The 14,596-nt window shown below is 35.2% G+C and carries 9 protein-coding genes and 4 pseudogenes; 6 read left to right on the forward strand and 7 right to left on the reverse strand.

Annotation, left to right across the window (positions count from 1 at the left end):
• Window positions 1-4: 4 nt before the first annotated feature.
• From ABWU28_RS04345 to ABWU28_RS04365, 5 genes and pseudogenes are all read left to right on the forward strand, one after another.
• The gene (locus tag ABWU28_RS04345) at window positions 5-1,036 is read left to right on the forward strand and encodes a YhcG family protein (protein WP_096097252.1); all 1,032 of its coding nucleotides are present in this window, start codon (window positions 5-7) and stop codon (window positions 1,034-1,036) included.
• A complete protein-coding gene (locus tag ABWU28_RS04350; RefSeq protein ID WP_353274992.1) occupies window positions 1,036-2,442 on the forward strand; it encodes a phage portal protein in 1,407 nt (468 codons plus the stop codon). The genes ABWU28_RS04345 and ABWU28_RS04350 overlap by 1 nt, the downstream gene beginning before the upstream one ends.
• A 23-nt stretch (window positions 2,443-2,465) precedes the next feature.
• Complete coding sequence (locus ABWU28_RS04355) at window positions 2,466-3,506, forward strand: S49 family peptidase (RefSeq protein WP_052264934.1); 1,041 nt, start codon at window positions 2,466-2,468, stop codon at window positions 3,504-3,506.
• A gap of 75 nt (window positions 3,507-3,581) precedes the next feature.
• Window positions 3,582-3,950, forward strand: coding sequence for a head decoration protein (locus ABWU28_RS04360; RefSeq protein WP_096097249.1), 369 nt, complete (start codon window positions 3,582-3,584; stop codon window positions 3,948-3,950).
• Window positions 3,951-3,987: 37 nt separating this feature from the next.
• Window positions 3,988-4,650, forward strand: a pseudogene (locus tag ABWU28_RS04365) (major capsid protein); the annotation flags it as partial.
• Between the two features lie 107 nt (window positions 4,651-4,757).
• Here the strand turns inward: ABWU28_RS04365 and ABWU28_RS04370 are convergent.
• Window positions 4,758-6,215 carry an IS4 family transposase gene (locus ABWU28_RS04370; RefSeq protein ID WP_353274994.1) on the reverse strand — a complete coding sequence of 486 codons (1,458 nt, stop codon included), beginning with the start codon at window positions 6,213-6,215 and terminating at the stop codon, window positions 4,758-4,760.
• Between the two features lie 220 nt (window positions 6,216-6,435).
• On the reverse strand, window positions 6,436-9,087 hold the full coding sequence (secA, locus tag ABWU28_RS04375) for a preprotein translocase subunit SecA (protein WP_264376958.1): 2,652 nt from the start codon (window positions 9,085-9,087) through the stop codon (window positions 6,436-6,438).
• 225 nt (window positions 9,088-9,312) lie between these two features.
• Here secA and ABWU28_RS04380 point away from each other — a divergent pair, with 225 nt between their 5' ends.
• Window positions 9,313-9,459, forward strand: a complete 147-nt coding sequence (locus ABWU28_RS04380; protein WP_007302910.1) for a hypothetical protein — start codon at window positions 9,313-9,315, stop codon at window positions 9,457-9,459.
• A gap of 16 nt (window positions 9,460-9,475) precedes the next feature.
• Here the strand turns inward: ABWU28_RS04380 and tnpA are convergent.
• From tnpA to ABWU28_RS04405, 5 genes and pseudogenes are all read right to left on the reverse strand, one after another.
• Window positions 9,476-9,894, reverse strand: a pseudogene (gene tnpA / locus ABWU28_RS04385) (IS200/IS605 family transposase).
• Between the two features lie 464 nt (window positions 9,895-10,358).
• A pseudogene (locus ABWU28_RS04390) lies at window positions 10,359-10,754 on the reverse strand (integrase core domain-containing protein); the annotation flags it as partial.
• Between the two features lie 28 nt (window positions 10,755-10,782).
• Window positions 10,783-12,013: pseudogene (locus tag ABWU28_RS04395) on the reverse strand (IS256 family transposase).
• Window positions 12,014-12,094: 81 nt separating this feature from the next.
• Complete coding sequence (locus ABWU28_RS04400) at window positions 12,095-12,946, reverse strand: Bro-N domain-containing protein (RefSeq protein WP_007302946.1); 852 nt, start codon at window positions 12,944-12,946, stop codon at window positions 12,095-12,097.
• A gap of 69 nt (window positions 12,947-13,015) precedes the next feature.
• On the reverse strand, window positions 13,016-14,434 hold the full coding sequence (locus ABWU28_RS04405) for an AAA family ATPase (RefSeq protein WP_353274997.1): 1,419 nt from the start codon (window positions 14,432-14,434) through the stop codon (window positions 13,016-13,018).
• Window positions 14,435-14,596 lie beyond the last annotated feature (162 nt).

Genomic DNA, 14,596 nt, shown 5'->3' on the forward strand with positions numbered 1-14,596 from the left:
CCGTATGACAAAAATTATAGCAAAAGAATATACAGAATTTTTAGAGCAGCTCAAAGAACAGATTGCTACTAGTCGTTATAAAGCAGCACTAGCAGTAAATAGCAAACTCATTGTGCTTTATCACTATATTGGTACAGAGATCTTAAGGCGCCAAAAAGAACATGGTTGGGGTGCTAAAATCATAGATCAGCTAAGTAAGGATTTGAGAAGCGCATTTCCAGAAATGAAGGGATTTAGTGCTAGGAATCTTACTTATATGCGTCAATTTGCTGCAGAATATCAAGATACTGAATTTACGCAGCAGGTTGCTGCACAATTGCCTTGGTTTCATATTGTAGTTATTTTAGATAAAGTAAAAGATCCAAAAGAAAGACTATTTTATTTTCAAAAAGCTATAGAGCACGGTTGGTCACGTAGTATAATGGTGATGCAAATCGAACGTGAATTGCACAAACGTCAAGGAAAAGCTGTTACTAACTTCAAAGATAAGTTACCTTCTCCCCAGTCAGATTTAGCACATTATACATTAAAAGATCCATATATTTTTGATTTTTTGAGTATAGGAGATGACGCTCATGAAAGAGAAGTAGAAAAAGGTCTTGTAGGCCATGTAGAGAAGTTTTTGCTTGAGCTAGGGGAAGGATTTGCATTTGTAGGTAGGCAATTTCACTTAGATGTTGGAAATAAAGACTTCTATATTGATTTATTGTTTTACCATTTAAAGTTACGTTGCTTTGTAGTAATTGAGCTAAAAGACAAAGATTTCAAGCCAGAATATGCAGGTAAAATGAATTTTTATCTTTCAGCCGTTGATGATTTACTAAAGCACGAGACAGATCAACCATCTATAGGATTAATTTTATGCAAGTCAAAGGATAACGTGCTAGCTAAGTATACACTGAAAGACATAAATAAACCGATAGGGTTGGCAGAATATAAAATTACTGAAAATCTACCAGAGAATGTAAAGACAGCCTTGCCAACAATAGAAGAGCTAGAGGCTGAGTTATCCAAAGTTTCAGATAAGGAAAAGTAATGCTGTTAAAATCGTTCAAGCAATTATTTAGCAAACCAAAGATAAAAAGTTTAGCATGGGATGCAGCAGGGTCAGGAAGAAGATTTTTTCACTTTCAACCAGAGTTAGGAAGTATAAACAATTTGCTGTCTCAAAACCTTGAAACTTTACGTAGTAGATCACGTGATATGGTGAGAAAAAATCCATATGCAGCAAATATAATTGATACGATAGTAAGTAACTCTATTGGAACAGGAATAAAACCACAATCAAAAGCAAGAGATGGAGAATTTCGCAAAAAAGTACAAGAATTATGGCTAAAATGGACAGATGAAGCAGACAGTAATGGAGTAAGTGATTTTTATGGATTACAAGCTCTAGTATGTAGAAGTATGATAGAGGGAGGAGAATGTTTTGTACGTTTAAGAACGAGAAAGCTGGAAGATAGATTTTCTGTGCCATTACAACTGCAAGTACTTGAGTCTGAACATTTAGACAATAAAACAAATCAAACTTTAGCAAATGGTAATGTAATAAGAAACGGGATTGAGTTTAACAAGCTTGGGCAAAGAGAAGCATATTACTTATTTAGAGAACATCCAGGCGAAGGCTCATTTGGAGAATCAGTAAGAGTACCAGCAAATGATGTTTTACATATTTATAGACCACTAAGACCTGGGCAAATCAGAGGTGAGCCTTGGCTTTCGAGTATACTGCTAAAGCTTTATGAGCTTGATCAATATGATGATGCAGAGCTGGTGAGAAAGAAAACTGCAGCAATGTTTGCAGGGTTTATTACAAGGCTCGATCCTGAAGCAAATATCATGGGAGAAGGTGAAGCAAGTGAGCAAGGAGTAGCACTATCTGGCCTAGAACCTGGAACAATGCAGCTTTTAGACCCAGGAGAAGACATCAAATTTTCGGAACCATCTGATGTTGGAGGAAGTTATGAAGCGTTTATAAGACAGCAACTGAGGGCAATAGCAATAGGTACAGGAATAACATATGAGCAGCTAACAGGAGATTTAACAGGTGTTAATTATTCATCAATCAGAGCTGGATTAATAGAGTTTCGTCGTCGATGCGCTATGCTGCAACACAACATTATGGTATTCCAGTTTTGCAGACCAGTATGGAATAGATGGCTAGAGTTAGCAGTGCTTTGTGGAGAACTGAGTATAGATGAAAAAGTAGTAAAAGCAGCGAAAGAAGAAGTAAAATGGATACCACAGGGATTTGATTGGGTGGATCCACTGAAAGACCAGCAAGCACAGCAAATGGCAGTAAGGAATGGATTTAAGAGTCGATCGGAAGTAGTATCAGAAATGGGTTATGATGTAGAAGAAATTGACCAAGAAATAGCAGAAGATCAAAAGCGAGCTAATTCTTTTGGACTTTGTTTCGATTGTGACGTTAATGTGCCATAAAATACAATAAGGGGAGGAAGGTGATGTGGATAAATAAACCAATAATGGTAGAGAGAAGAAGTTTTGAACTACTATCATTATATAACAGCAAACAACCTATCTTTAAGAATTTAAAGCATTTTCATATAAATCCAAAAGGAATAGCAATAATACGTATTTATGGAGTGTTGACAAAAAAAACAGAAGCTTTTGATCATATTTTAGACATGACTTCGTATGAAAATATTCATGAAGAGATAGAGAGTGCTTTAGAAGATAAAAGCATAGAGACGATTCTACTTGACATAGACAGTCCCGGAGGGGAAGTAAACGGTGTCTTTGACCTAGCTGATTTTATTTATGAATCAAGAGCAAAAAAGAGAATTATTGCAATAGCAAATGATGATGCATATTCTGCTGCGTACGCTATAGCCTCTAGCGCTGAAAAGATTTTTCTCACCCGCACTTCAGGAATTGGGAGTATAGGAGTAATAGCAAGTCATATAGATCAAAGTGGATTTGACGAAAAACAGGGAATAAAATATACCACAATATTTGCTGGTAGTCGGAAGAATGATTTAAATCCGCATGAGCCAATGACGTCTGAAAGTTTAGAAAGCTTACAAAAAGAAGTAGGAAGACTATATGAAATGTTTTTGCAGCTAATAGCAAGAAACAGAGGTCTTTCAATTGAAAAGATTCGATCAACAGAAGCAGGGCTATATTTTGGGGAGAAAGCAGTAGAAATAGGCCTTGCAGACGGAATGACAATTCTTTCATCTATTAATAAAAACAGGAGTATTACTATGAATGAACAAACTACAAACGACCTAGAAACTGATAATTTAACCAAGTATCGTACTGAAGTTCGTGAATTAATACGTTTATGTAATTTATCGAAGGTGCCAGAAAAGATAGAAGAATTTATTGAGCAAGGCGTAAGTGTTGAGCAAGCTAGGGAAGTTTTAATGGAATTACTTGCAGAGAGAACGAAGAAGACAGAGATACTGAGTGCAATACCACAGAATTCAGGAGAGGAGTTGATGATGCAAGTAGCTAAAGCTAGAGCACAATCAAGTATTTAAGTTTTTTTATAACCGTCGGGTACAACAACTACAAACATGGCGGTAAACTAAAGGGAAAAAAGGAGAAAAGAAAATATGACATGTATAACCGAACAAAATAATCTGGGTGACTTATTAAAGTATGAGGCATCAAGTCTATATTCAAGAGATCAGATAACAGTAGCCAAGGGGGAAAATCTGAAGCTAGGAACAGTTGTTAGTCGTGATAAAGACAACATGATTAGGATAATCAATCCAACTGCCACAGATGGGACACAAACGGCGATAGGAGTGATAGCAAGCGATGTAAACGCAAAGGAAAATAGTAAAGGAGTAATTGTTACTCGTGGTGCAATGCTAGCAGATCATGCAGTTGTATGGCCAGCAAATATCACTGAAGAGCAGAAAGCTGCAGCAATAAAGCAACTTGAAGCACAAGGGATCATTATCCGCAAGGGAGTTTAAAAAACTATTAAAATATATATAAGGGGGAAAAGAAAGAATGCAAAATCCATTTACAAATACAGCATTTAGTATGACGGCACTAACAAATGCGATGAATATATTGCCGATAAATTATGGACGAGTTGAAAATTTAAATTTGTTTCCAAATAGGTCAGTAAGATTTAGACATATTACCATAGAAGAACATAATGGAGTTTTAAGTTTACTACCAACGCAAGTTCCAGGAGCACCAGCAACAGTAGGAAAAAGAGGAAAAAGAAAGGTAAGAACGTTTACGATTCCGCATATTCCACATGATGATGTAGTGTTACCAGAGGAAGTACAAGGAATAAGGGCATTTGGATCAGAGAGTGAACTTAAAGCGCTGGCAGATGTAATAACTGACCATTTACAGCTAATGAGGAACAAACACGCAATAACATTAGAGCATTTACGAATGGGAGCGCTGAAGGGAATTATTCTTGATGCTGACGGGTCAGAATTATTAAATCTGTACAACGAATTTGAAATAACACCAAAAGTAGTAAATTTTACCCTTGGAACAGCAACAACAGATGTCAAGCGTAAGTGTATGGAAGTACTCCGGCATATAGAAGATAATCTAAGTGGTGAATATATGACAGGAGTACATGCCTTGGTAAGCCCTGAATTTTTTGATGCATTAACTTCGCATAGTAAAGTGAAAGAAGCATATGAAAGATTGTAAGTTAAAAATGTGATATAAAAGAGATAAGAGGGAAAGATAACCCTACTCACTATAGGAATAGGGCTATCACGGGCGTGTGCGACCGAATGAAAGTCTCACTTTTACCCACAATTTTGAGAGGTCATGATGTGAAGCATAACTATGCTCTCCTTAAGATTTTCATAGCCCCGCCATAGAGTCATAGCCCCTGGTAAATTATCACTTTTTCTATTCATAAATCCACCTAATTTTCCTAACCAAATAATAGCTTGTTTTATGTTTGGAGGTTCTTCTGGTAATGTAGCTACTTTATGCTCACGTATGAAAAGGGCCTTCCACTCTTCATTGCTTAAAATTTTAGTACAGGTTTCCATGGGATTTGATAAAGCGACTTTTGTTAAATATAAAATTTTAAATGCAATAATGCTCTTTATAGCAATTAATTTCTGTAGCCTTTCCTTTGTAGTTAAACGAGAGCTTTCTATTTTACATCCTGATTTTAAAACCCTGAAATACTCCTCAATTTTCCATCTTAGCTTATACCAATTTATCCTTTCTATAGCATCTAAAGTGCTATTAACTGGTACATTAGTCAACAAAGTCCAATCAATAGCTTCCAATCCTTCAGGAGGATTTGTTTCTTTTGCACTTACCACATATACAGGGATTTTATCACTTATTTTATGCACTCTGTCTTTTGATCCATAAATTGAAGAAGATCTGATAGGTATATAGCCTTTCATATACTTAACTTCAATATTAGCTTTCCTTGATCTTTGGTTTCTACCTTTATTAACTTCTAGAGAAATTTTCTTCTTTACTGGCAGTTGAGTGATGCGTGTTTGCAAATCTGTTTTTCCAATTTCAGTGCAGATAAATCTTCTATTAGTTCGATTACGGATTACATAAAAACTACCTAATGTCTCAGTGATCCATAAAAATTTGAAGATATCTGCCTCTCTATCACCAAGGGTAACAAGTTGTACATTTGCAGGAAGGTTGTTTATGCTTTCTTTGAGAGCTGTTATCCACTTATAACTTTCTTTTTCTTCTATGGAGGTACGGTATTTCCTGTTTGCTTTTTCTTGTGACGTTTCTTTTTCCCTAATAGAACGTGCCCAACATTGTTGAGAAGATAGACCTAAAGGTAATCCGTCTTTGCTGACTATTAAGGCACTGTGCAACAGTAAACCCATTTTATGCTTCGTATAAGCTTTAGAAATACTACCTAGCCTCTTGGTTTTTATATGAGAGTCAAAATCCAAATAACTTGTATCTTGAACTGAAAAAACAAACTGATTTCCTTTCATTCTCTCCATAGTTTCTTTGTAATGGGAAGAATAAATTTCCTTATCCTTAAGCTTTTCATTGCTAAATAATCTGTATGCACCCTTAGCTTCTTTCCATCCACTACAGCTTTGATTAATTGATCCAGACACCTTACCCTCTATACAATAGCCTGTTTTAATAAGTCTCTTATTAAGTCTTGTATCTCCTAAATTAACGTGTTTTAACTCTCTTTCCAGCCATTTATCCCCTAAGCCATCAGTATATTGCACATTTGTACTTACTTCACTCATTTTAATCCCAAATTTATTTGGTATCCATTTTACTCACTTTTTTATTTGTGGGTAAAAGTGAGATTTGAATCCGATTGAGAAGTTCTGATCAAGCACGCCATAAGAAAGTCTCTACAAACCTTTTGGCCCAATATTAATTCGGCTATTGATTTTGTCTTTCAGAGTGCTCGAGCAGATCTGACTTCGGTTAGCTATAGCAGCTATAATGTGCTTGCAACAACTAATTCACTACGGCAACTGCACCGTGACAGTGTTTGTATTTTTTTCCAGAGTTACAAGGGCACTTGTCATTTCTTGAAACTTTTGGAAGTCTGCTATTTTTAGTAGAGCGTGACCTATTGCCTATTTCTTGATTGTCTAGCAACTTAAAGTGCGCTAGGCGGTGAATGGTAAGCTCCCTCCACTTTTCAAGCATCGACTCAAACATTAAGAAAGCTTCGCGTTTAAATTCATTCAGTGGGTCTTTTTGCCCCATGGCACGCAAATTTATGCTTTGTCTTAGGCTCTCTAAGACCGAAAGGTGCTCCCTCCATAAATGATCAAGTGTCATGATCATCACTTGTTTCACTATCGTATTCCACAAATCTGTAGTTTGTTGACTATTGAAATATTTTTCTTTCTCAGTAAAAAATTCTTGTATTTTGTCATTTATATAATCCAAGGCTTCTTGTTTATTCAAAAACTCTGCTAGATTAAGCGTTATCCCGTATCTTATGTGGAATTCTTTTGCAATATCTTCAACATAATCTTCGTAATAACCACTTTGTACTATACCTTCTATTATATCCTCATTTACTTCACTATATACTTCAACTAAATCATTGATTTCATTGTTTAAAATATGATTTCTCTGCTTAAAAATAACCTTACGTTGATTGTTAATTACATCATCAAACTTTAGCAAAGACTTCCGCACATCATAATTTCTAACTTCAACTTTCTTCTGTGCTTTCTCAAGTGCTTTATTAATCCATGGGTGATGAATAGCTTCATTGTTCTTTAGTCCCACTTTTTGTAAAAAATTCCTCATTCTATCAGAGCCAAATATTCTCATTAAATCATCTTCAAGTGATAGAAAGAACTTAGAAAGTCCAGGGTCACCCTGACGACCAGAACGGCCACGCAGTTGATCATCTATTCTCCTGCTTTCATGCCTTTCGGTTCCGATAACACATAAGCCACCAGCTTTTATAGCAATTTCCTTATCTTTTTTTACTCTTTCGACTATTTCTTGATATTTTTTTTCTCTTTCATCAGCATTTTTTATTTTCTCGAGCTCTATTTTTGCAATCATTTCAACATTTCCACCAAGCTGAATATCAGTTCCACGTCCTGCCATGTTTGTTGCTATAGTAATGCTGCCTGGTATTCCAGCTTGCGCTATTATGTACGCTTCTTGTTCATGATAACGAGCATTTAGTACTGAATGCTTAAGAGAATAGCTTTGCAAAAGCGCAGAAAGTTTTTCAGAGTTTTCAATACTTACCGTACCAACAAGGACTGGTTGTAGGCGTTTGTGGCATTCTTCTATGAACTTCAATACAGCACTAAATTTTTCTTTTTCTGTGCCATAAATTTCATCGTCAACATCTATTCTTTTAACAGACACATTAGTTGGAATTTTTACTACATTTAATCTATATATATCATGAAACTCCTCTGCCTCTGTTACTGCTGTTCCTGTCATACCAGAAAGTTTGTTGTACATACGAAAGTAGTTCTGAAATGTGACTGATGCTAAAGTTTGACTTTCATGCTGAATTTCAAGATTCTCCTTTGCCTCCAATGCCTGGTGAAGACCATCAGAATATCTCCTACCTTCCATCATGCGCCCAGTAAACTCATCAATAATTACCACCTTACCGTTTTTCACTATATAATCTTTATCAGCAGTAAACAGCTTATGTGCACGAAGTGCTTGATCTATATAATGAGTCAGTATAATATTGCTAGTATCATAGAGCGAGGAATTTTCAGGAATGATGTTATACGATTTTAGTAATTCCTCCACTCGTGAAATGCCATTTTCAGTGAGGAACACTGCTCTACTCTTTTCATCGACTTCATAGTCAGAATCAACTAATTTGATTACTATTTTATTGATATGCTTATATATCTGATTATTTTCCTCAAGTGGGCCAGAAATAATGAGCGGAGTACGCGCTTCATCAATCAGTATAGAGTCTACTTCGTCTACTATCGCGTAATTGAAGCCTCTCTGAACCATATCTTCTTGAGAAAATTTCATATTATCTCGTAGATAATCAAAGGCAAGTTCATTATTTGTTGAGTATACGATATCTGCGCTATAAGCCTTTTTTCTCTCGTCGTCTGTCAAATTATTTGTAATAAATGCAACAGAAACTCCAAGAGAATTATATAATTTACTCATCCACTCTGTATCTCGTTTTGCAAGATAGTCGTTAACAGTTACGATGTGCACACCTTTTCCTTCTAAAGAATTTAGATATGCAGCTAAAGTTGCGACGAGTGTCTTTCCTTCTCCTGTTTTCATTTCTGATATCATGCCATTATGGAGAACCATGCCACCAATTAGCTGAACGTCGAAATGCCTCATGTTAAGGAATCTTCGTGATGCTTCTCGTACAACCGCAAATGCAGGTACGAGAAGGTCATTTAGTGTTTTTCCATTTTTCAGTTCTTGTTTTAATTCCGCAGTTTTACTAGCAAGATCCTCATCAGATAAGCTCTGCATTTCTTGCTCTAGCGCATTAATCTGCTGAGCAATTTTTCTGAAGGATTTTATTATCTTCTTGTTCGTTGATCCAAATATCCTTTTTATAAAAAAAAGTGACAACGTAAAGATGAAGAATATAAGAATAGTTGTTAAAACTAACGTAGAGTCTGGCATAAACTTAGGTAAAGTTTTATTTAATATGAGATTATATTACTAAACGTAACCTGCGGCAATTAGATTCAGAAAATCTTTATTTACAAACTAAGGAAAAGATTCTTGCAGATGAAATGTAAAAGAGTCTATTTATTTTATTAAATATTATAATTAATAATTAAACTTTCTTGATAAATTATTAAAATAGTCTTAAGCTACATGTATAAAACGGTTAGTGGAGTTACAATGTTAAGCAATATTATAAAAGTAAAATTAGAGAAAAATAGTTGTCCTTTTGAAGAATTAGAAGAATTTTTTGCTTCATTAAAATTTGGTACAAAAGGGTTTAAAGATTCTTCATTCAACCACTATGGATTAAAATCCAAAGATTGAGAGAGAGCATAGAATGCTAACTTTCGACTTGAAAGTCACCAAATTTATCTTCTTTTTTAGAGTGATTTTCAATATAATTTTTTATCATTTCGTCAGTTACATTTCCGCTAGTCCTGACAAAGTAGCCTACTGCCCACAACCCAATATCTCTTTTTTAGCTCTGGAAAGTTTTGCTGGATTTTTCTGGAACTTTTTCCTTTTATTAACTGCACTAACTTACTAATACTTAAGTATGGGGGTACAGAAACGTATACGTGTACATGACTTGACGCAACTCTACCTCTGATAATTTCTACTTGATTATTTGCACATACTTCTTGTACAACTTCTTTAGCTTTCTTTCCAATATCTCCAACTAGTACTGGATATCGATATTTTGTTATCCACACTATGTGATATATATACAGAGTGACTGCTTTTTCTATAATATTCCACATTCTTTCAGATTTTTCACCTTAAAATTATATTCTTAAAAGGATGGACTTCAAGTCCAGGGTTTTTCTCCCAAATTTGGGACAATAAAATTAGTTTGCCAAGGATGGGGTGTGCCGTAGAGACACAAAGAAAGATCAGAAATGAGCAAACTAAGTGCTTAAGCTGCACAATAGATGAGGGAAAGGTCCCTCACAGTCGGCTTGCAAGAGCAGGCTTTAAACAACCATAAGCTGCTTTGATAAAGAGTCAAGGTAGTGAGAGTTATGGATAAAGGCACAAATACGTGTCATGTACGAAATAGAGAGGCGAATGAAAATGAACCACTGATGAAGTGTCGAAAGGGCTGAAACGACGTCAAAACCAGGAGCTCCCATCTCTCCTGGGATAGATCTACAAAGAACTTGCTTACTGGGTAGGTGGCGTGAAACTATGTAATAGTTTAGACTTAATCTGACAGGCATAAATTAACTGACAGAAGAATCGACGAAGTCAAAACCGATATCAGAATCTGTTTTAATGTTATCAATATTTTTTTGGTAAGCAATATGCATACTATCAAAAAAGGTCTGCATAGGAGTCTTACCATAGCAATATTTACCGGAATGAGGTCTAGCTCTATTGTAAGAATGCAACCAATGATCGATATCTAACTGGAGTTCTTCCAAAGTACTATAAATCTTTTTCCTAAAAATAATATTATAACATTCATCTTGCATAGTTCTATGAAGCCTTTCACATATACCATTAGTCTGTGGAGAGTAAGCTTTGGTTCTAGAATGATCAATATTTTCTACTCCCAAATATAACTGGTACGCATGATTTCCTGGCTTGCCACAATACTCTGTACCACGATCGGGAATGTTCAAAAAAGTGTGTCAAGCCGCATTTTTAGTTCAACTCAATTTTCAATCTGTTGGGAAAGAAGATGTCAAGTTGAGACATAGTTAAAGCCCAATTAGGGAGAGCCATAATCCACTTTTGCTCCACTTTTTTTATAGCACAATATACCAACTTATACAAGGCATTTGTACTGGTAAATGAGCCCTTGGTTTTAATGAATTTCCTGATTCATCTATGCAACCCCTCAATTGGATTGGTGGTATAAATTAGCCTTCTAACAGGGCCAGAATACTTAAAATAACCAGACAAATTTTCCCAATTGTTTTGCCACGATTTTATGACCAAAGGATATTTTTCACCCCATTTTTCTTCCAGCTCAAGCAAATAATTTTCAGCGATTTCTTTACTTGAAGCACGATATATTTTTTTCAAATCATTCATGAAAATTTTCACATCTTTGCTGGATACATATTTCAATGAATTTCTTATCTGATGCACTATACATATTTGTACTTCTGCTTTGGGAAATACACTATTTATAGCCGCAGGAAAACTTTTTAGACCATCAACACATGCAATCAGAATATCCTCTACCCCTCTCTCTTTTAGGTCATTTAACACTCCTAACCAGAACTTCACTTTCGGCTAAATAAAAGCCTAGTACTTCTTTTCTGCCATTTTGATCTATGCCTAATATATTATACATGCATTTACTTACGCAATGCCCGTCCTCCTTGACTTTGAAAAACATGCCATCCATGAATACTATTGGATATACAGATTGCAGTGGACGACTGCGCCATTCATTGATTAACGGCAGTAATTTGTCGGTGATATTGGATATTTCTGCTGCAGATATTTTGTGGTCATAAATTTCCTCAACGTGTGACGCTATATCTCTATAGCTCATACCACTGGCAAATGTGCTCAAAATCTTCGTTTCAAGCTCTGGATGTAAGCTTGTTTGCCTTTTTTTCACTATTTGTGGTTCAAAACTTCCTTCTCTGTCTCTTGGTGTCAATAGTTCAAATGAACCTGCGCTTGTCTTCAAAGTCTTGCCATTCCTCCCGTTTCTACGATTGTTTTCTTCACTTCCAGCAGATAAATGATGTTCTATTTCACCCTCTAGACTAGCTTCAAGCAGCCTTTTTATAAATGGCGTTAATGCTCCCTCCTTTCCTGTCAACGGTCTTCCTTCTCGTATAGACGACAGGATATTTGTTTCCAACTCTTTATAATCTACCAATCCGTTAGTTCTGTTTACTATTTTCTGACTCATTTTCAAACCTCCATTTTTTTATATCAATTTATTACTTTTTTTCGATTTGACACACTTTTTTGAACATTCCCAGTGAGAACTTTAATCTTTAATCCTCTTTAAAAAGTTATCTGAAGAAACGACTTTCACACCTCTAGCTTTTTCAAATGCCTCTCTTGCTGTGCCTGCGTTCTTACCTCCTTCCTTTGCCGCTTCTAAATTTTTATTATAGCCCTGTGCATCTTTATCTTTTATTTCATCAATGGTAGCCTGTTCTCCTAGCATGTTAAAAATTAATTCAATTGGTGTCATATGGTCTCTTAGTGGTTGTTTCCTCAAGCCTTTTATTTCCTTATGATGCTTTGTTTTTACTCCAAACGTTCCCTCAGAAATTACGTCTGTCAATATTGCGTATTCCCTACCTTCAATATACTTATTATTGTGGTCAGATATATTTCTGTTACCCCATTCTTTTGTTAGTTGATTTCTGACAGCTATCGATTCTATTCTCTTTTGTATCCATTCCTGAGGGTACCCTTTTGCAGCATAATCGGCATAGATTCGTTTGAGTGCAAGCTCAGGATTTTCATATTCTTGTAGCCTTTCATACCCGACTTTTGCAAGCCAACGTTTAAATTGTTCAACTCTTTTGGAAGGAATAGACTGCAAAATACGAAACAACCCCTCAACATTTGTACAATTAACATTCTGTTTACCACCTTTTGTTTTAATTTCAAGGGGGGTGACAAATTGTCCCCATCCTTCAGAAAGCCCTATATCTCTGCTTTTTATCTTTTTTAGATAGTCAGATGGGTTCTTACTACCTGTCAGAAAAGCTATTACTTCTGTTATTACGTACCACCATTCTCCATCGTGTAATACTCTAGTAAAATTGCTATTATCAAAAGCAGTAGTTTCAATATCTCCCTCTTTTAAAGTTAAAGTATCAGTCATAAGCAACCTCTATAAGTTAAGAATAAACATAAAAACTAAAAAGACACTATTTTAAAGTCAGAAAAACCATTACTTACAATTTAATAATTTTCCAAAATCAATTATGTGTGAAAAGTAACCACTATCTATAACATCATCACTTACATCATTAACGTGGATAAGGACTGGACGACATGAAAAGCCTTTTGGACGATTTAGTGCATCTATTTTCTTTTGTACCTCTTGTATTATTGAATGACCAATTTTATCTTTTGAAAATTTGATTTCGCAAATGTAGAGAGTGTTAAACTTCGTTTGAATCATATAATCAATTTGACAACCTGCACTATTACGTGTTCTTTTCTGAAAAAATGGATTCTCGCTTATTATTCTATCAATTCCTAAGATATTATGTATACTCTTTCTATTGTTCAGCACCAAATTTTCAAATTGAAGCCCAATAATTGTATACCACTCTGGTAAGAACCCTATAGAATAGGTGTCACGACTAATTTTTCCTAGATCTTTTTCGATATATTTTAGATAAAACCTTAAATAATTATCTTGAAGTCTGTACCTCCTGAGTCGTGAATCAGTACCAGTTTTTATACTCCAAGTATGATCCTTTGCAATAAAACCAGCAAGCTCAAGTTCATATAGATACTCAGAAATGCGTCCATGTCTTACGATATTTAAAGTAGCACAAATTTCTTCTTGTTCTTTAGCTCCAGTAGAAAGAGCTCTGACTATTTGCTTATAAAAAGCCGTTTTTCGCATGAATAAATCTGAGAATATTTGATTAAATTCTTCAACTAAAAACCCACCTTTTGTAAAACAAAGCCTTTTAATATTTTCTTCAGCGCTATGTTTAAAATTTACCTCCTCTAAATACTTTGGAATTCCGCCAGTTACTGCAAGCACCTTAAATTTTTCATATGCTGAAATATTTTTCGGCCAAAATTCATTGCAATCAGAAAGTGATAATTCTCCGAGTGTTAAAGTTAACGATATTCTCCCTACGAAACCAGTGCTGCTAAGTATATTTTTCTCGATCCAGGATGAAGCTGATCCACAAACAACGAAAATTAGCTTGTTATTATTTTTTAGCTGCGTATCCCAAAAATTTTTTATTTTGCCTAAAAAGGTTGGATCTTGTGAGCCCATCCAAGAAATTTCATCAAACAGCACTAATGTTTTTCCTGATAGTAGACGTTCACCAACTGCCCATAGTAAATCGCTCCAGTCATCATACCTAGCAAAAGATGTATTAAATTGTCTAGCAACTTGTCTAGAAAATTCATTAAGTTGGTAGGACATTGTAGTATGCTTTTCTGGTGGCAAACCTATAAAGGAGTAATATTGTTCAAAATACTTACCAAATTCTTGAATTAAACGACTTTTTCCTATACGACGCCTTCCTTTGACTACTACAAAAGATGCAGTATTTTTTTCTGTAAGCTCCAGTAATTGCTTTAACTCAGTTTTTCTACCAATAAATAATGGAGACATAAAATACGAAATATAAATCTTTGTCTCCGTTATACGCGATAAAACTGGAGACGTAAATAAATAAATTTAAATCTTTGTCTCCATCTTGAACTATTGAGAGGGTTTTGTAGCTTCTGTTTCTTCTTCCATAGCAGCAACTCCAAACTTTTTTCCTTTAGCTTC

Source organism: Wolbachia endosymbiont (group B) of Pilophorus perplexus, assembly GCF_964028155.1.
Lineage (GTDB): Bacteria > Pseudomonadota > Alphaproteobacteria > Rickettsiales > Anaplasmataceae > Wolbachia.

What these genes read in the sequence shown, in the direction of transcription:
- ABWU28_RS04345 (WP_096097252.1), top strand. Translation starts at nt 5, where the DNA reads ATGACAAAAATTATAGCAAAAGAATATACAGAATTTTTAGAGCAGCTC.
- ABWU28_RS04350 (WP_353274992.1), top strand. Translation starts at nt 1,036, where the DNA reads ATGCTGTTAAAATCGTTCAAGCAATTATTTAGCAAACCAAAGATAAAA.
- ABWU28_RS04355 (WP_052264934.1), top strand. Translation starts at nt 2,466, where the DNA reads ATGTGGATAAATAAACCAATAATGGTAGAGAGAAGAAGTTTTGAACTA.
- ABWU28_RS04360 (WP_096097249.1), top strand. Translation starts at nt 3,582, where the DNA reads ATGACATGTATAACCGAACAAAATAATCTGGGTGACTTATTAAAGTAT.
- ABWU28_RS04370 (WP_353274994.1), bottom strand. Translation starts at nt 6,215, where the DNA reads ATGAGTGAAGTAAGTACAAATGTGCAATATACTGATGGCTTAGGGGAT.
- secA (WP_264376958.1), bottom strand. Translation starts at nt 9,087, where the DNA reads ATGCCAGACTCTACGTTAGTTTTAACAACTATTCTTATATTCTTCATC.
- ABWU28_RS04380 (WP_007302910.1), top strand. Translation starts at nt 9,313, where the DNA reads ATGTTAAGCAATATTATAAAAGTAAAATTAGAGAAAAATAGTTGTCCT.
- ABWU28_RS04400 (WP_007302946.1), bottom strand. Translation starts at nt 12,946, where the DNA reads ATGACTGATACTTTAACTTTAAAAGAGGGAGATATTGAAACTACTGCT.
- ABWU28_RS04405 (WP_353274997.1), bottom strand. Translation starts at nt 14,434, where the DNA reads ATGTCTCCATTATTTATTGGTAGAAAAACTGAGTTAAAGCAATTACTG.